Consider the following 17,402-nt stretch of genomic DNA (forward strand, 5'->3'; position numbering starts at 1 on the left):
TTACTCTTTTTTGTGACACTGATTACTAAAACTGTACATTCAATCCCAATGACCATGTTTTTGTAGCCGGATAGTTAGCACGGCCCGATGGTGCTTCCGGATCATAATCTTTCAACCGGTCATCAAACATAAACGTATAGGGGTTTTGGGCGCTTATGTAGAAACGAGCTGATTTTACAGGAGTCTTACTGATTAATGTTTTAGGCAAATTGTACCCAAAAACGATACTCTTAATTCTAAAGTAACTTGCATCAAATAACCAGAAGTCAGAAGCTTTGGTATTGGTCGTTTTACTATTGTCAGCCGAAGGCAATAAACGAGGATACGCTGCATTTGGATCAGGATTCTCTTTAGTCCAGCGTTTTAAATGTAAGCCTTTAACACCCGAGCCATTAAAAAAGGCAAAAGAAGCTTCGTTATCTAAGTAGATTTTAACATCATTAGCACCCTGTCCCATTATTGCAAGATCGAAGCCTTTGTAAGATGCTCCTAAATTGATACCATAGGTAAAATAAGGCACATCATTTCCAATAATTACGCGGTCTTCATCATCAATTTTATTATCACCATTTTGATCTTTATATTTTATATCACCAGCTTTGGTGGCAGCACTTTGAAATGCATGTTTCGCAACCTCTTCGTCGGTAGCAAACAACCCTTGCGATTCATATCCGAAAAAAGAACCTCTTGCAAACCCCAACCGATCGATATAACGACCATCAATTTGCTGATTATCACCGTTTAGGTTGGTTACCTCATTAGCAATCTTCGCTAAGTTTACACCGATATTATAATTGAAACTGTTGATTTTGTTATTATAATTAAGTCCCAGCTCAAACCCTTTATTCCTAACTGCTCCGGCATTAATGTATGGTGGATCCTGATAATAGGTATTCGGTAATGTTTTCTGTTGAAGAAGAATATCAGTTGTATTTTTAATGAAGTAATCGGCAGTTACATCCAACTTTCCATTAAAAAATCCGGCATCAATACCAATGTCTGTAATTTCAGCCTTTTCCCAGGTAGTTAAAATATTAACCCCTTTACCAGCCCATACTCCATTTACAGCACTACCATCAAAGTTGTATGCATATCCGGTTTCTAATGCTTCAAAATAAGGATAGTCGTCCGGTTCATTATAATCATTTTTGGTAATTAAAGGTTGATTGGCGATGTTACCCAATTTTCCCCATGATGCTCTTAACTTTAAGTTACTTAACCATGAGATATTCTTCATAAAGCTTTCTTCACTCATTCTCCAACCGGCAGATACTGAAGGAAAATATCCCCAACGATGATCGGGATGAAAAATAGAAGACCCATCGGCTCTTAAATTTGCTTCGATCAAGTACTTATCTAAAAACGCATAGTTAAATCGGCCAAAAAATGAAGCTTGTGCTGTTTCAGAAGAAAATCCGTTAGAACCAACAGCATTTATTGGGGTGGCACCACCATCAACAACATGCGTATTGTTATTTACAAACTCTTGTCTATTGGCGCCTATAAAATCACCACGGTAAGTTTCATATGACCCACCGGCCATCACCTTTCCATAATGATCTCCGATTTTTTTCTCATAATCAGCAAAACCCTGCAAGGTTATTCTATTCTTTTGCGTCCAGTTCTCGTTATACTTATTAGGAGTTGATGCCGAACCAGGAATTTCAGATCCGTTTAAATAATTGATAAGCGGTTTAGTCTCATTTTCGAATTTGCCATATCTGCGCTGGAAATAATTCAGGGAAGCAATACCATGGATAAACAATCCATCAATAATCTTAAAATCTGCATTTAAGGAGGTAATTAAACGATAATCCTTACGAAAATCCAATCCCCCTTCTTCTTGCAATCGCAATGGATTGTCTTTTGCTAAGGTTGCATCAAGTTTTCCTCCATTGATTGTTCCCCACTGCCAGCTTCCGTCAGTCAACGTTTGTTTGGCAGCCATACTTGGCACCATACGGTTAAGAGAAACAAAAGAAAAGTCACCACCGTCATTCTTTAAATTTTCATATACAAACGAAGTCTTTGTTCCGATCTTTAAACGGGCTCCAACTTCTGAATCAGTATTAATGCGGAGACTATAGCGATCAAAGTCTTTTGACACCTTTAAAGATTGCTGATCCATTACACCCATTCCAATGTAATAACTTGTTTTTCCGCCTCCGGAGATATTTAACTGATAATCCTGTATTCCGGCATTTTCACGTAATGCCAGGTCATACCAATTAGTGTTTGGGTATAAATTAGGATCCGAACCCGATCTGAATTTCTCTATTTCATCGGCAGTAAAACGAGCAGCCTGACCGGCATTGGTTCTGGCTTCATTGGTTAAGGTAGCATAATCAACAGAACCTAAATAATCAGGTAAAACTAACGGATTTTGCCATCCAAATGAACTATTAAATGATACAGATGCTTTACCGTTTTTCCCTTTTTTAGTGGTCACCAAAATAACTCCATGTGCCGCACGGTTACCATAAATAGCCGCGGAAGCTGCATCTTTTAATACTGAAATGCTTTCTATATCATTAGGATTTATTGCGGTAAAATCACTTGTTGTAACCGGAATACCATCCACTACATAAAAAGGAGAAGATGTCCCAAAGTTTCCTCGACCACGAATTGTTACGGTTACATTTGAGGCATCAGTACCTACATCACCCGGACGAGAGAGTACCGTAACACCCGGCATGGTACCTTGCAATGAGCTTTGCAATGACGAAACCGGACGACTGGTAAGCATTTCTGTTTTAACCGTTCCAATAGCTCCGGTAAGATTTACCTTTTTCTGTGTGCCATAACCAACTGCAACCACCTCTTCTAGTTGAGTTATATCATTTTCAAGGGTTACATTAATTGTGGTTTGTGACCCAACCGTAATTTCTTTGGTACGGTAACCGATCATGGAAAAAACAAGGGTTTGCCCCGTGTTTACTTTGATTGAATAACTTCCGTCAGCAGCCGTACTTGTTCCTAAAGATGATTGTTTAACGCTCACACTAACACCCGGAATTGGTCCATCCTTGTCAGAAACAATCCCTTTAACCGTAACCTGGTCCGAAGCTTCAACAGAACTGGAAGTAAGATGTTGTTCCTGATTTTGGGATGATCTAAAAATAACAACCCCATTTTCTCCTTCTTTATATTGAAAGTTTGTACCACTCAAAATGGAATTTAGTACCTGCGATAATGGTTCATCGGTAAACGTTAATTGTTTAGCAGAAAGCTTACGGAGCTCATTGTGATTATAATTAAATGGTACTTCCGAAACCTCGCTCAAACGTTTCATAGCTTTTTCGAGTGTTTCACCATGAAAGCTGATTGTTACTTTAACTTGCTTAATATCCTGGTACAGCTCGTTGGCCCAGGCATTAAGTGAAACAACAGATAGCATGGTCAATACACCCAGTTGAGCCATCTGCCGTTTAAACAATAGTTGTAATTTTTGCTTCATATAATATTTAGGTTAGGATGGATAGATTTTTCTTATCTGCACGGTTTTCCTGTAATTAATACAGAATCGTTCTTGATGGTATATTTAATTCCCTGAATGTCTTTCAGGAGTTTCAATACATCTGTTAATGATTGCTTTTGAGTGAATTGAATGCTATTCTGACAATTACTAAAAGCTTTGGCATCATAAATCATTTTTACATTAAACCGGTTTTCTATTGCCAGCATCATTTCATGGAAATAAACTCCTTGTAGTACAAACTTCCCTCCCGTCCACGACGTTGCATCTTCCGCTACCACCGTTCTATTGATTGCTGTATAGTTGGCTTTATTTACGATCAACTGCTTATTGGGAGTAAGCAATCCCAGGTTATTGTTCTTCTCATCGACCCGTACCTTGCCTTGCTGCACTGTTACAGTTATCGAAGGCAATTTTTTGTACGCTTTAATATTAAAGGCGGTTCCGAGTACTCGGGTACTTACACTACCTGTGTGTACAATAAAGGGTTTGGATGCGTCATGCGATACATCGAAAAAGGCTTCTCCTTCGAGGTAAACATCACGAGTATTTTTAAATTTTACCAGGTATTTTAATGTACTGGCTGCGTTCAGGACAATTCGACTGCTATCGGGAAGCAGAAATTCCATCACTTTACCTTTAGGAGCACTAAGGGTTATGTAAGCTCTCTTATCTTCTTTGAAATAATAATTGTAACTGATAAATAAAAAACTAGTCACCGCAATTAAAGCAGCAGCTACTTTGTAGTTTAACAACGACTTAACAATACCTCTTTTCTGAAGCTGTTGTGAGGCAATGCTCTGTTGCAAACGCTGATGAATCTCCTCTTTGATTTGTGCTTTTTCTACTTCACTTTCAAATGATAAAGGATACTCAGGCACCTGAAACTCATTATATAAATCTTTCTTTATCGACATTAACTTTTTGAATTATTGACGTAAAGACGAATGATTATTAAACTGGTACTAGGGAAAGTTATTTTTTTAGAATAAAATTGTCATCATGTGCTGAACCACCTTTTTACGCAAAAACTTCAGCGCATTACTAATCTGATTTTTAACAGTTTGGGGAGATAATAATAACCGATCTGCAATTTGATTAATCGACAGACCTTCTTCACGGCTTAAAAGATAAATCTCCCTCATTTTTTCAGGAAGTAAATCTATTTGTTGATTGAGGAAAGTATTGAGTTCATTATAATTTAACTGCTCGTTAACTGCATCGTACACCTCCGACTGCTTTTGCCCAATTTCCGTATTCTTCTTTTGACGGCTAACTACCAATCGTTGTTTATCAATGATTTTATTTTTTAAGCTGATAAATAAGAAACCAGAAAATGACTTGTAGACATGTAGAGAAGCCCGGTTGTTCCAAAGTTGAAGGAAAAGGTCATGAACGATATCTTTGGCGTCATCTTTATCATGCAGTTTTTTGCAGGCAATATCAAAAAGCATCTCCCAATAACGACTATAAAGCTCATCAAATGCGGCCATGTTATCGCATCTTAGTAAGTCTAATAACTCTATGTCGTTATACAGTTTCAACTTTGTTTTATTGGATTAGAATACCAAAAAAAACAAAATTGAGATTATATACAATTTGATAAATACTGCTTAACGCATAAACCTAATTCTAGGGCTAAATCAACCGTTTGCGTAATTTTCACAATTTCAAGAAAAAAATCAGGGTTGTATCAAAAAAGGCATTCATTGTTAAAATTAATCATGGATAAACTCGTTGTTAACCAATTGATTTATGACTTAGCTTAATAGTTTACCAACAATCGTTTTTGCACTTCTTACAGAAGCCTCCATAAATCCGCGGTAAGAAGTCAGGTAATCACCACAAAAATGTAATCGATCATGCCACTCAAGATCAATTATGTTATCCATATCTAATGCACCATATGAAATCATTTTCGATGCATCTAAACCCGCGTAATAGTTTATTGAAGAGATATGACGAGTAACATTACCCAAGGCCGGCATTAAGGTTGAAACTATGGCTTCTTTACGTTCCCAATGATTCATCCGAAGTAAATGCTTAGCCTTATCCCCTGCGGCTGCAAATGTCAGGCATTTATCATCACCTTGACCACCGTCATATACATAAGGCAGATCAAGATCGGAAATCATCTGAAAATCACTATTGTCCCATAATCGCTTATCAAAATTCACTACTATTTTAAGGCAAGTTTGGTAATCGGCTTGTGCAATTGAATGAACAGTATCTGATGGTAAATCAGGTTCCCATCTAATTGACTTAATAAAAGGTGCAGGCAATGCACAAATAACAGTTGAAGATTTGTACACTTTTCCATCTACACACCCAATAATAAACTCTTTACCCGTATCAATCACTTTCGCGACCTTGCGTCCTGTCTTTATTTGTGCTGAGCTTAATTTGCCAGCAATACTTTCTATGATGCGATAATTCCCTCCATCAATCTTAAAATCCATTTCATTATTCGGGTTACTAAACACAGATGAAGATCTTAAAGCAGGCAATGAATTAATACCGTCATCATTGTTTATCGGATATCTGCCAGGTTTGCAATAAACTCCATTCTGCAGTCTGTGCAAACTGAAACGATAATGAGCTAGTTGAAGTTGAAGTTCATCACATAATTTTCTTACGGATGAATGGCTAAAACCAATCCATTCCGCTCCCATTTCAGTTATACCCCATTGATTACATGTTGTAACGATACGACCACCCAACCGATCAGATCCTTCCAAAAGCAATAAATCAACTCCGGCTTTTCTGAGTTCGTAGGCCGCGGTTAGTCCAGCTAAGCCTCCACCTATAATGATTACTTTATCAGGCCTTCTGACAACTTCTTTAAACCCTTTTGACGGAGCTACCAATAACCCTGCGGTAGTGATACCCGTTCGAACAATAAAATCATGCCGATTCATCAGGTATTGATTTATGGAAAAGATCGAAGAAATATACCTAGGAATGCTGGTCTTTTGATGATGCAAATAAGAATAAAATGGATGTAAATCTATTCCATTAGGATGCTGATCATTTATAAATTTAACAAAAATGCTTCAATTACTACGAACTAATTTCATAAAACATTTTCCAACAGAAGTGTGTTTTTGCTTTTAGTTAACGAATTATGGGAAAATAATTAGGTAAATCTTTTGACTGTTAATAAATATACTCTATCTTTGCAGTCCCAAATTTTGGGAAAAGAGTATTAAATCATTATTAATCAATTAATTATTCACAAGTGAATACGTTAAGTTACAAAACTGTCTCTGCAAACAGTAAAACTGTTAAAAAGGAGTGGGTCGTAATTGACGCCAACGCAGAGATTTTGGGGCGCTTGTCATCGAAGATCGCAATGATCATCCGTGGTAAACACAAGCCTGATTTCACCCCTCACGTAGACTGTGGAGATAACGTAATCGTTATCAATGCAGACAAGATCAAATTAACCGGTAACAAACTTACTGAAAAACAGTACGTACGTTACACTGGTTATCCAGGTGGTCAACGCTTTATTTCTCCAAGAGATCTGATGGCAAAGCATCCAAAAGCAGTAATTGAAAAAGCTGTACGCGGTATGCTTCCTAAAAACAAATTAGGAAATGCGTTAATTAAAAACCTGTTTGTGTATGCTGGTAATGAGCACCCACACGCAGCGCAGAACCCAAAAACCATTAAATTTTAATTTCAAGGAGAATGGCAACTACAAACACCTCAGGTAGAAGAAAGACCGCAATTGCGCGTATCTACTTAAAAGAAGGTAGTGGTAACATTACCGTAAACGACAAAGATTACAAAGTATACTTCCCTACTTTACCTTTACAATACATCGTTAACCAGGCGTTAGAAACTTCTAATCAGGCTGGTAAATTTGATATCGCTGTAAACGTTAAAGGTGGTGGTATCACTGGCCAGGCAGAAGCTACTCGTTTAGCTATTGCTAAAGCGTTAGTTGAGCTTGATCCTGAAGTTAAAGCGGCTTTACGTGCGAAAGGTTTAATGACCCGTGACCCACGTATGGTTGAGCGTAAGAAACCAGGACGTAGAAAAGCTCGTCGTAGATTCCAATTTAGTAAACGTTAATATTTTTGGAGGAACACTAACATGGCAAGAACTTCATACAACGAATTGTTGGACGCAGGTGTACACTTTGGTCACCTTACTCGCAAGTGGAATCCAAAAATGGCTCCGTACATTTTCATGGAGAAAAATGGAATCCACATTATCGACTTGAACAAAACTTTAGTTAAAGTTGAAGAAGCTGCTTCAGCAATTAAGCAGATCGTAAAATCAGGTCGTAAAGTATTATTTGTAGCTACTAAAAAACAAGCTAAAGACATCGTTGCTGCACAAGCACAAAGCGTAAACATGCCTTTCGTAACTGAACGTTGGTTAGGTGGTATGTTAACTAACTTTACTACTGTACGCAAGTCAATCAAAAAGATGACTAACATCGATAAATTGACTAAAGACGGTACTTACAGCATTTTGTCTAAAAAAGAGCGCTTAATGATCAGCCGTGATCGTATTAAGTTGGAAAGAGTGTTAGGCGGTATTGCCGACCTTAACCGTCTTCCTGCTGCATTGTTCCTTATCGACGTTAAGAAAGAGCATATCGCTGTTTCTGAGGCGTTGAAATTGAACATCCCTACTTTCGCGATGGTTGATACTAACTCAGACCCTACTAATATCGACTTCCCTATCCCAGCGAATGATGATGCAACTAAATCAATTTCATTGATCACAGGCGTTATCTGCAAAGCTATCGAAGAAGGTTTAGAAGAGCGCAAGCGCGAGAAAGAAGAAGAATCTGATAAAGAAGCTATCGCAAACGCTAAAGCTGAAAAAGCTGAAGGCGAAGCTCCTAAAGCTAAAAAAGCTGAGAAGAGCGAAGAAGCTGCTGAATCAGCAGAATAATATTCTTTAAATTATCGGGTTGCGGGTTACGGATTACGGGTTAAAACTCGCAACACGTAACCTGCAACCCGTAATTGTTTTAAAAATTTTCAAATTAAAGAAATATGTCAACTGTACAAATTAGCGCTGCAGACGTAAATAAATTACGTTTACAAACTGGCGCGGGTATGATGGATTGCAAAAAAGCATTAACTGAAGCTAACGGTGACTTTGAAGCAGCTATCGACTTATTACGTAAAAAAGGTCAGAAAGTATCTGCAGCTCGTTCAGGTAATGCTACTGCTGAAGGTATCGTTTTAGTAAACCTATCTGCTGATGGTGCTAACGGTAAATTAATTGCTTTAGCTTGTGAAACTGAGCCTGTATCTAAAGTAGAAGATTTCCGTAACTTAGGAGATGCTATTTTAGCTGCAGCTGTTGCTAACAACCCTGCGACAACTGAAGAGTTAGAGCAAATTAAATTAGCTGATGGCCGTACTGTTGCTGAAACTATAACAGAACTTACCGGTAAAATTGGTGAGAAAATCGTTATTCAAAGCTACGAGAACGTTAGCGGCGAAGCTGTTACTTCTTATATTCACTCAAACGGTAAAATGGGTGTATTAGTAGTATTTGGTGGTGCTCAAGGCGCTGATCTTACAGAGGCAGGTAAAGATGTTGCAATGCAAATTGCTGCAATGAGCCCTATCGCTGTTGATAAAGACGGTGTTGACGCAAGCACTATCGAGCGTGAGTTAGAAATTGCGAAAGACCAAATCCGTGCAGAAGGTAAACCTGAAGACATGGTTGAGAAAATTGCTCAAGGTAAATTGAACAAATTCTACAAAGAGTCTACTTTATTGAACCAAGAGTTCGTTAAAGACAGCTCTAAAACAATCGCTCAAATGTTAGACGGTGTTAAGAAAGGCTTAACCGTTACTGCATTCAAACGTATTGCAATCGGTGCATAATTAATCGCACTTTCTAGAATATTAAAGCGGCTGCTTCTTAATTGAGGCAGCCGCTTTTTTGTTGTTAATTTTGAATAATATCTATAGGAATACTCCTAAAATCTCATTGGTAGAAATATTAAAAATCAGACAAATTGCCAATTGTAATTGGACTTTTTCCGGTTTCTAACTCTTGGTAGGTACTTTGCACAATATCTAATCTCATAGCCATGTATTCCTGACTAGAATTTAGCTCCTCTCTGATTTTACGTATGGAAAGGCCTACTTGTTTTGAAACGTCCACGATGGTATTTTGCTCATTTGCTGGATAAATTTTGGCTGTCGGTTTGAGTGTAAAATATACACCAATATGAATGTAATTATATTTGAAGAGCATGAAGCAGGCAAATCCATTTTAGAAGTAAATACAGAGAAATTATGGCAGGCTATTTCAGATTTACGTTTCTATCTATTAGTGTATTTTATAGCACAACAGGTCTTGCTCAGCAAAAATTTAACGTTACTATACAGTGGCCAAAGAGATTAGTTATCAATAAAATGGGGATATTTTAATATAAGGGGATTAAAGGCTCTCAGATACAACCTCTTATCAATAGAAATAAAATTATCATTTCAGATATTTTTATTTCTAAGTATGCCACAGTTTCAATTATGACAGATAGCAACAACTATCATTTACCTGCCTATAGTCGATTTTATGTCGGGATGCAAACCCTGCGCTCCAATTGATTGTGCATCCGGAGTTTGCGCCAATTGGATATCCCCTGGGCATCCCATATGTGGAACAGGTAAATTTTGTTTGTAATCTACTAATGTGCCCCTAGGGGGCACATTAGTAGAAATTCGAATAAAGCATTATTTAGAAAGTAACTTAAATAATGCTATTTGCATTTTGAAAGTGAGTGAACATGCTTGTCGATTTCATGTCACAGATCGAAAAGTAATATTGATACAAGTTCTCTAACAACAATAGGTAAAGGCGAATAAGACATATGACGACATATGAACATTAAATTAACTTGTTTTACAGATAATAATATAGCATATTAAACTGAAAACCATTGTGTTAAAAATGAAACGAATTCGATATCCAATTAGTTTATTCGAATAGTAAAATTAATAGTTTGCTTATAACTTGCTGACGTTTAATAAACAAACTATTGAGGAGTAAGTAAACATATCCCCTACCTACCAATGAAAGTATGAATACTTATTCCTCTTTTTATTTAGATGGCCTGGATAAGCACTATATGGATTGTCCTTCATTTAGATCAGTCAAAATCATTTTATCTATTTTTTTAGCACTTGCACATATCAACCTTAATTAAAAAAATCAATTTTTCAGATATTATTAAGGAAACGTAAAATCATAAATTCCATTAAAGGTATTTTTTCCTATTTTTGCCCAGTTTTTATCTTATCCCATGAACTATAAAAGAATTCTACTCAAACTTAGCGGAGAGTCTCTAATGGGCAACAAGCCTTTCGGCATTGACCCTGAGCGTGTTAATCAATATGCAAAAGATATTAAAGAGGTTGCCGATAAGGGTGTAGAAGTGGCCATTGTTATTGGAGGTGGAAATATTCACCGTGGACTCGATGCTGAAAAAGGAGGGATGGACCGCGTGCAGGCTGATTATATGGGAATGCTTGCCACTGTTATCAATAGCATGGCTTTGCAAGATGCTCTTGAAAAGGCAGGTATTAAAACCCGTTTGCTTTCTGCTATCAAAATGGAACAAATTTGTGAACCATTTATCCGTCGCAGAGCTGTTCGTCACCTTGAAAAAGGACGAGTGGTAATTTTTGGCGCAGGAACTGGAAATCCATACTTTACTACTGATACTGCCGCTTCTCTTCGCGCTATTGAAATCGAAGCTGATGTTGTATTAAAAGGCACCCGAGTTGATGGTATTTATACCGCCGATCCTGAAAAAGATCCGAATGCTGTTAAATTCGAAAAAATCACTTTTAACGAAGTGTATAAAAAGAATTTAAATGTGATGGATATGACTGCGTTTACGCTTTGCCAGGAAAATAAACTTCCAATTATTGTATTTGATATGAATAAACCAGGCAACTTTATGAAGATTGCATTAGGTGAGCCTATTGGAACTTTAGTTGAAGGATAGTATTGATTGAGATATCAAATTTGATATTGAGACTGAAGTGAACAACAGACCCTCAATTCACCTTATCTAAATAAAAATTTGATTATTATTTTTGATTGACATATCCCGATTAGCACCGGGACTAATCACTTATCTAAATAAAAAAGTTATGAACGACCTGATAAAAAAACAGTTGGATGATGCTAAAGAGCACATGGAAAAAGCTGTTAGTCACACAGATGCTGAATTATTGAAATTGCGTGCTGGTAAAGCAATGCCCTCAATGGTTGATGGCGTACATGTTGATTACTATGGCAGCCCTGCTCCTATCAGTCAAATTGCAAATGTGAATACTCCTGATGCTCGTACAATTGTAATTCAACCTTGGGAAAAAACCATGATCAGCCCGATTGAAAAAGCAATTCTTGAGGCTAACTTAGGTTTTAATCCTCAAAACGATGGTATTATTATCCGCATTAATGTACCTCCTTTAACTGAAGATCGTCGTAAAGACTTAGTTAAAAAAGTAAAGGCTGAAGCAGAAAACGGTAAAGTTACCGTTCGTAACATAAGAAAAGACGCAAACGAAAAGATTAAAAAATCAAGTAAAGACGGCGTCTCTGAAGATGAAATAAAAGGTGGTGAGGCTGAAGTTCAAAAACTTACTGATGCATACATCTTAAAAATCGATAAGTTGGTTGAAGTAAAAGAAAAAGAAATCCTTACCGTCTGATCCACTTTCAAAATATCAATCAAAGGCTTCCCTCTTAGGAAGCCTTTTTTATTTATTGTCACTATTCATCACCCTCTATTTGCGGTTTTCAAACATTACTCGCTATCAAATCAGTAAAAAGTACAATAAAACAGTTTTTAAAGTCAATCTAAACGGCTCATTAATTTGCACCTTTGTATATCAATAATACCTTAACTAAAAGATGGAGATTATAGGATATCTGGGAGCAATTATTATGGGTTTAACCTTAGGACTTATTGGAGGTGGAGGTTCCATCCTAACAGTTCCTATCTTGGTGTACTTGTTTCATGTTGACACAGTGCAGGCCACAGCCTATTCATTATTTATTGTAGGTCTGACGAGCATGGTTGGTTCTGTGAGTCATTTTAAACAGAACAATATAGATTGGCGAAGTGTTCTTCTTTTTGGAGTTCCTTCTGTATTGTCTGTATTTATCACCCGTACATACTTGGTTAAACTTATACCCGAAACAGTGGTATCCTGGGGAGATGTAACGGTTAACAAATCCTTGTTTCTGTTATTGGTTTTTGCTGTAGTAATGTTATTTGCGGCATTTTCAATGATTAAAAAACCAAAATATCAAACGATAGAAAATCAACAGCCAGAGCCTAATAATACCTTACTAATTGCTCAGGGGTTATTTGTGGGAGAAGTTACCGGACTTGTTGGCGCTGGTGGTGGTTTTTTAATTATTCCGGCATTGGTTATTATGGCTAATTTACCAATTAAAAAGGCTATAGGCACTTCACTCGTAATAATTGTACTGAATTCGCTAATTGGATTCCTTAGTAACCATGTTGGGGTGCAACCATCTGATTGGAGTTTTATGTTGAAGTTTTTCGGTATTGCTTCAGTAGGAATATTAATCGGAAGTGGATTATCGAAAAAGATTAGCGGAGAAAATCTCAAACCAGCTTTTGGTTGGTTTGTTTTGATAATGGGCTCATTTATTATCATTAAAGAATTACTGATAAAATGAAGAGGAAGGATAAGTATAAAGCAATTTTCCTATTCATCTTAATAAACCTATTATTCTGGGGAACGATGAGTTGGATACAGGCAAAACATAAGCCTAAATCTGATAAAACAACTTCCAGCACTGTTAAAACGCTGTAATAAAAAAGAGAGGATTAAATAATGGCAACATTTTCAGAAATTATTAATTCAGATAAACCGGTCTTGGTTGATTTTTTTGCGACCTGGTGTGGACCTTGCAAAATGATGGCCCCAATTCTGGAAGATGTAAAAGGCCAGGTAGGTGATAACGTCAGCATCATTAAAATTGATATCGATAAAAATCCGGCCGCTGCCGCTGCATATAAAGTTATGAGCGTGCCCACTTTAATGATCTTTAAACAAGGAGAAATTAAATGGAGACAATCGGGTGTTGTACAAGCAGGCCAACTAAAAAGCTTATTAACAAGTTTCATCTAATGACAAGCTCATCATTAACTAGTTTAGATGCCGCATTTTGGGATACTAATTATCAAACTCAAAATACTGGCTGGGATTTGGGAGTAGTTTCACCCCCTCTGAGCAGTTATATTGATCAGCTTGAGGATAAATCAATTTCCATATTAATACCCGGCTGCGGAAATGCCTACGAAGTGGAGTACTTGCTGAATGCTGGCTTTTCAAATGTTACTGTAATTGATATTTCATCAGTTTTAACGGAGCGGTTAAAGGAAAAATTACAACCAAGTGTGGGGAAAGAACTCAAAGTTTTAACAGGTGATTTCTTTGAGCATACAGGTCAGTATAACCTCATCATTGAACAAACTTTTCTCTGTGCCTTAGATCCTGAGTTAAGGATTAATTATGCAAAAAAAATGATTGCACTCTTAGCTCCTGGAGGAAAACTAACCGGCTTACTTTTTAACCGGACATTTGAACAACCAGGGCCACCATTTGGAGGCGACAAGAAAGAATATGAAGCCTTGTTTTCTTCCAATGTTAGAATAAAAAAAATGGAAACGTGTTATAACTCTATTAAACCAAGAGCAGGTTTCGAATTATTCTTTCAAATAATTAAAGACAATTAATGTTAACAAACATAAAATTAAACAAAATGAAAGTCGAACAAATATATACCGGGTGTTTAGCACAAGGTGCTTACTATATTGAATCTAATGGTGAAGCGGCAATAATTGATCCGCTTCGTGAGGTAGCTCCATATATTGCAAAGGCAGAAAAAGAAGGTGCCAAAATTAAGTACGTTTTGGAAACGCACTTTCATGCCGATTTCGTGTCAGGACATGTTGACTTGGCTAAAAAAACAGGCGCAACCATCGTTTACGGACCAACTGCCGAAACTGGTTTTGAGTCACACATCGCAAAGGATAATGAAGAATTAAAACTTGGTAATGTGACAATTCGTGTATTACACACTCCTGGCCATACAATGGAATCATCAAGTTATTTGTTGATTGATGAAAATGGCAAATATCACAGTATATTTAGTGGCGATACCCTGTTTATCGGAGATGTAGGCCGTCCGGACTTAGCGGTGAAATCTGATCTTTCAAAAGAGGATCTGGCAGGCTTACTCTATGATTCATTACGTAATAAGGTTATGCCATTACCGGATGAGCTGATTATATATCCTGCCCACGGAGCAGGGTCGGCTTGTGGTAAAAACATGAGTAAAGAAACATGGGATACATTAGGCCATCAAAAGGAAGTGAATTATGCGCTTCGTGATATTAGCAAAGAACAATTTATAAAAGAAGTATTGGATGGTATAGCGCCTCCTCCTCAATATTTTCCAAAGAATGCTTTAATGAACAAGAAAGGTTATGACAGTATTGATAGCGTTTTAAGTCATGGGGCAAGGTCTTTGGATCCAGCAGAATTTGAAGTTGTAGCAGAAGCAGAGGAAGCTTTGGTTTTAGATACACGTAAACCAACGGATTTTTCTAAAGGTTATGTCCCTAACTCCATCAATATTGGTTTAGACGGTCAGTTTGCTGCTTGGGTTGGAGCTTTAATTACAGACTTAAAACAACCAATACTATTAATTACTGACATTGGTCGTGAAGAGGAAGCTGTTACACGTTTAGCGCGCGTAGGTTACGATAATACAATTGGGCATTTAAATGGCGGCTTTGATGCATGGAAAGCTTCAGGAAAAGATATTGAAACAATTAAGAGTATTACTGCTGATGAATTCTCAAACATCTTTAAAAAAGATGAAACGATTGTATTAGATGTTCGTCGTGAGAGCGAATACAGAGCCGAACATGTGGAAGAATCATTTAATAAACCATTGGATTTCATTAACGACTGGATGAGTACAATTGACCATAAGACTCATTATTATATTCACTGTGCAGGAGGATATCGATCAATGATCACAGCTTCGATCCTGAAGGCCCGTGGTTTCAATAACTTCACTGAAGTTGCTGGTGGTTTTGGAGCAATAGCTAAAACAAATGTGCCAAAAACCGATTTTGTTTGTCAAAGCAAGCTGCAAGGATAATGAGTTTTTCACGAAAAGAACATTGGGAAGGCATTTATGATACAAAGAAATTAGAAGAAGTAAGTTGGTTTCAACCCAAACCAACTACTTCCTTGAGTTTCTTTGAGGAATTTGATGTTCAGAAAACTGCCTCCATAATTGACATTGGTGGAGGAGATAGCTTCTTAGCTGATAATCTTTTAAAAGAAGGATACAACCATATTTCGGTGCTTGACATTTCTGCTCGTGCATTGGAGCGTGCTCAAAACCGACTTGGTCCGGATTCGGTCAAAATAACCTGGTTGGCAGAAGATATTACTCTTTTTAAGCCAGATCAGAAATTTGATGTATGGCATGATCGTGCGGTTTTTCATTTCCTAACCGACGAGGAAGATATTAATTCATACATCAATACAGCATATCAGGCTATTAACCCAGGTGGACTATTAATCATCGGGACTTTCTCAACTGATGGTCCTACAAAATGCAGTGGCATCCCAATAAAGCAGTATTCCGATACTACGCTAACTGAAATGTTTAGCAATGGGTTTACTAAAGTAAATTGTTTTTATATCGATCATTCAACGCCTTTTAACACTATGCAGAACTTTGTATTCTGCAGTTTTAAGAGAGATAACCATTAAATAGAAATGTTAGAGTTTATTAAACAACCATGGCCCTGGTACATAGCCGGGCCATTAATTGGACTTACGGTCCCTTTATTACTTTTGATTGGAAATAAATCGTTTGGGATCAGTTCTTCCTTGCGTCACATATGTGCAGCATGTATGCCGTCAAAAATCCCTTTCTTTAACTATGATTGGAAAAAAGAAGCATGGAACTTATTCTTTGTTGCAGGAATTGCAATTGGGGGTTTTATTGCAACTTTCTTATTAACAAATCCTGATCCAATAAAGCTAAACCCTCAAACTGTTGCTGACCTTCAGTCGTTAGGTGTTAAGGACTTTACGCATTTATTGCCAACTGATATATTCAACTTTGATAATTTATTCAGTTTGCAAGGCTTCGTATTTATGGTTCTTGGCGGTTTCCTTGTTGGCTTCGGAACTCGGTATGCGGGAGGTTGTACATCAGGACACTCGATTATGGGGTTATCTAATTTACAATGGCCTTCATTAGTAGCAACTATTAGCTTTATGGCCGGGGGATTTATTATGACGTGGTTAATTCTGCCTCAACTATTTAAACTTTTTTAACATGGCGAAAGAGATTATTGAAAGAGAAGAGTTTGTGATTGAGCACCCTATAGAATGCGAGGCTCCTAACGAACAAACATCATTTGAAGGAGTAGGTTCAAACTTAAAATACCTGGTAGCAGGTGTATTATTCGGAATCGTATTTGTTAAGGCTGAAATTGTTTCATGGTTTAGAATCCAGGAGATGTTCCGCTTACAATCGTTCCATATGTACGGCGTTATTGGCTCAGCTGTTGTTGTTGGACTAATTTCGGTACTCCTGATCAAACGATTTAATATAAAAACGATGTCGGGTGAAAAGGTAATTTTTCATGACAAAACCTTTAACAAAGGTCAGATAATCGGTGGATTGCTATTTGGATTAGGATGGGCCATAACCGGTGCTTGTCCGGGACCATTATTTGCTCAAATAGGCAGTGGATTTTTAGCAATCACTATTACTTTATTAAGTGCAATTGGCGGCACCTGGACCTATGGTTTGTTAAGAGACAAATTGCCTCATTAATAATATAGAAAATCGATTT

19 protein-coding genes are annotated in these 17,402 nt (G+C 37.2%); 14 read left to right on the forward strand and 5 right to left on the reverse strand.

The genetic code is table 11. From position 1 onward, the window contains the following. Nucleotides 1-25: 25 nt before the first annotated feature. From SOLCA_RS16880 to SOLCA_RS16895, 4 genes are all read right to left on the reverse strand, one after another. On the reverse strand, nucleotides 26-3,457 hold the full coding sequence (locus SOLCA_RS16880; RefSeq protein WP_014681673.1) for a TonB-dependent receptor: 3,432 nt from the start codon (nucleotides 3,455-3,457) through the stop codon (nucleotides 26-28). Nucleotides 3,458-3,489: 32 nt separating this feature from the next. After that, nucleotides 3,490-4,392: a FecR family protein gene (locus tag SOLCA_RS22505; RefSeq protein WP_014681674.1), complete on the reverse strand. Its 903-nt coding sequence runs from the start codon at nucleotides 4,390-4,392 to the stop codon at nucleotides 3,490-3,492. A gap of 66 nt (nucleotides 4,393-4,458) precedes the next feature. Next, entirely contained in the window at nucleotides 4,459-5,019 is a 561-nt protein-coding gene (locus tag SOLCA_RS16890; RefSeq protein ID WP_042480025.1) for an RNA polymerase sigma factor, read from the reverse strand. A 216-nt stretch (nucleotides 5,020-5,235) separates the two neighbouring features. Then, complete coding sequence (locus SOLCA_RS16895; protein ID WP_014681676.1) at nucleotides 5,236-6,393, reverse strand: flavin monoamine oxidase family protein; 1,158 nt, start codon at nucleotides 6,391-6,393, stop codon at nucleotides 5,236-5,238. Between the two features lie 320 nt (nucleotides 6,394-6,713). Here SOLCA_RS16895 and rplM point away from each other — a divergent pair, with 320 nt between their 5' ends. The 4 genes from rplM (at nucleotide 6,714) to tsf (ending at nucleotide 9,339) form a co-directional block, all read left to right on the forward strand. After that, nucleotides 6,714-7,157, forward strand: a complete 444-nt coding sequence (rplM, locus tag SOLCA_RS16900) for a 50S ribosomal protein L13 (RefSeq protein WP_014681677.1) — start codon at nucleotides 6,714-6,716, stop codon at nucleotides 7,155-7,157. 11 nt (nucleotides 7,158-7,168) lie between these two features. Further along, nucleotides 7,169-7,555 (forward strand): 30S ribosomal protein S9, encoded by a 387-nt coding sequence (gene rpsI / locus SOLCA_RS16905; RefSeq protein ID WP_014681678.1) that lies wholly within the window; start codon nucleotides 7,169-7,171, stop codon nucleotides 7,553-7,555. A 21-nt stretch (nucleotides 7,556-7,576) separates the two neighbouring features. Beyond that, a complete protein-coding gene (gene rpsB / locus SOLCA_RS16910) occupies nucleotides 7,577-8,389 on the forward strand; it encodes a 30S ribosomal protein S2 (protein WP_014681679.1) in 813 nt (270 codons plus the stop codon). A 104-nt stretch (nucleotides 8,390-8,493) separates the two neighbouring features. After that, nucleotides 8,494-9,339: a translation elongation factor Ts gene (tsf, locus tag SOLCA_RS16915; protein WP_014681680.1), complete on the forward strand. Its 846-nt coding sequence runs from the start codon at nucleotides 8,494-8,496 to the stop codon at nucleotides 9,337-9,339. A 118-nt stretch (nucleotides 9,340-9,457) separates the two neighbouring features. Here tsf and SOLCA_RS16920 read toward each other — a convergent pair whose 3' ends face one another. Beyond that, a complete protein-coding gene (locus SOLCA_RS16920; protein WP_014681681.1) occupies nucleotides 9,458-9,715 on the reverse strand; it encodes a helix-turn-helix domain-containing protein in 258 nt (85 codons plus the stop codon). Nucleotides 9,716-10,763: 1,048 nt separating this feature from the next. Between SOLCA_RS16920 and pyrH the strand changes: the two genes are divergently transcribed. The 10 genes from pyrH (at nucleotide 10,764) to SOLCA_RS16965 (ending at nucleotide 17,383) form a co-directional block, all read left to right on the forward strand. Then, nucleotides 10,764-11,471, forward strand: a complete 708-nt coding sequence (gene pyrH / locus SOLCA_RS16925; RefSeq protein WP_014681682.1) for a UMP kinase — start codon at nucleotides 10,764-10,766, stop codon at nucleotides 11,469-11,471. Nucleotides 11,472-11,619: 148 nt separating this feature from the next. Then, complete coding sequence (gene frr / locus SOLCA_RS16930) at nucleotides 11,620-12,183, forward strand: ribosome recycling factor (protein WP_014681683.1); 564 nt, start codon at nucleotides 11,620-11,622, stop codon at nucleotides 12,181-12,183. A 202-nt stretch (nucleotides 12,184-12,385) separates the two neighbouring features. Further along, nucleotides 12,386-13,183: a sulfite exporter TauE/SafE family protein gene (locus tag SOLCA_RS16935; RefSeq protein ID WP_014681684.1), complete on the forward strand. Its 798-nt coding sequence runs from the start codon at nucleotides 12,386-12,388 to the stop codon at nucleotides 13,181-13,183. Then, nucleotides 13,180-13,320, forward strand: coding sequence for a hypothetical protein (locus SOLCA_RS23255; RefSeq protein WP_014681685.1), 141 nt, complete (start codon nucleotides 13,180-13,182; stop codon nucleotides 13,318-13,320). Before SOLCA_RS16935 ends, SOLCA_RS23255 begins: the two co-directional genes overlap by 4 nt. A 21-nt stretch (nucleotides 13,321-13,341) precedes the next feature. Then, entirely contained in the window at nucleotides 13,342-13,638 is a 297-nt protein-coding gene (gene trxA, locus SOLCA_RS16940; RefSeq protein WP_014681686.1) for a thioredoxin, read from the forward strand. Continuing rightward, the gene (locus SOLCA_RS16945; RefSeq protein ID WP_014681687.1) at nucleotides 13,638-14,246 is read left to right on the forward strand and encodes a methyltransferase domain-containing protein; all 609 of its coding nucleotides are present in this window, start codon (nucleotides 13,638-13,640) and stop codon (nucleotides 14,244-14,246) included. The genes trxA and SOLCA_RS16945 overlap by 1 nt, the downstream gene beginning before the upstream one ends. A gap of 26 nt (nucleotides 14,247-14,272) precedes the next feature. Continuing rightward, entirely contained in the window at nucleotides 14,273-15,682 is a 1,410-nt protein-coding gene (locus SOLCA_RS16950; protein WP_014681688.1) for an MBL fold metallo-hydrolase, read from the forward strand. Next, on the forward strand, nucleotides 15,682-16,305 hold the full coding sequence (locus tag SOLCA_RS16955) for a class I SAM-dependent methyltransferase (protein WP_014681689.1): 624 nt from the start codon (nucleotides 15,682-15,684) through the stop codon (nucleotides 16,303-16,305). The genes SOLCA_RS16950 and SOLCA_RS16955 overlap by 1 nt, the downstream gene beginning before the upstream one ends. Before the next feature lie 6 nt (nucleotides 16,306-16,311). Further along, nucleotides 16,312-16,878, forward strand: coding sequence for a YeeE/YedE family protein (locus SOLCA_RS16960; RefSeq protein WP_014681690.1), 567 nt, complete (start codon nucleotides 16,312-16,314; stop codon nucleotides 16,876-16,878). Nucleotide 16,879: 1 nt separating this feature from the next. Continuing rightward, the gene (locus SOLCA_RS16965; protein ID WP_014681691.1) at nucleotides 16,880-17,383 is read left to right on the forward strand and encodes a DUF6691 family protein; all 504 of its coding nucleotides are present in this window, start codon (nucleotides 16,880-16,882) and stop codon (nucleotides 17,381-17,383) included. Nucleotides 17,384-17,402 lie beyond the last annotated feature (19 nt).

Source organism: Solitalea canadensis DSM 3403 (assembly GCF_000242635.2).
In the GTDB taxonomy this organism is placed as follows: Bacteria; Bacteroidota; Bacteroidia; order Sphingobacteriales; family Sphingobacteriaceae; genus Solitalea; species Solitalea canadensis.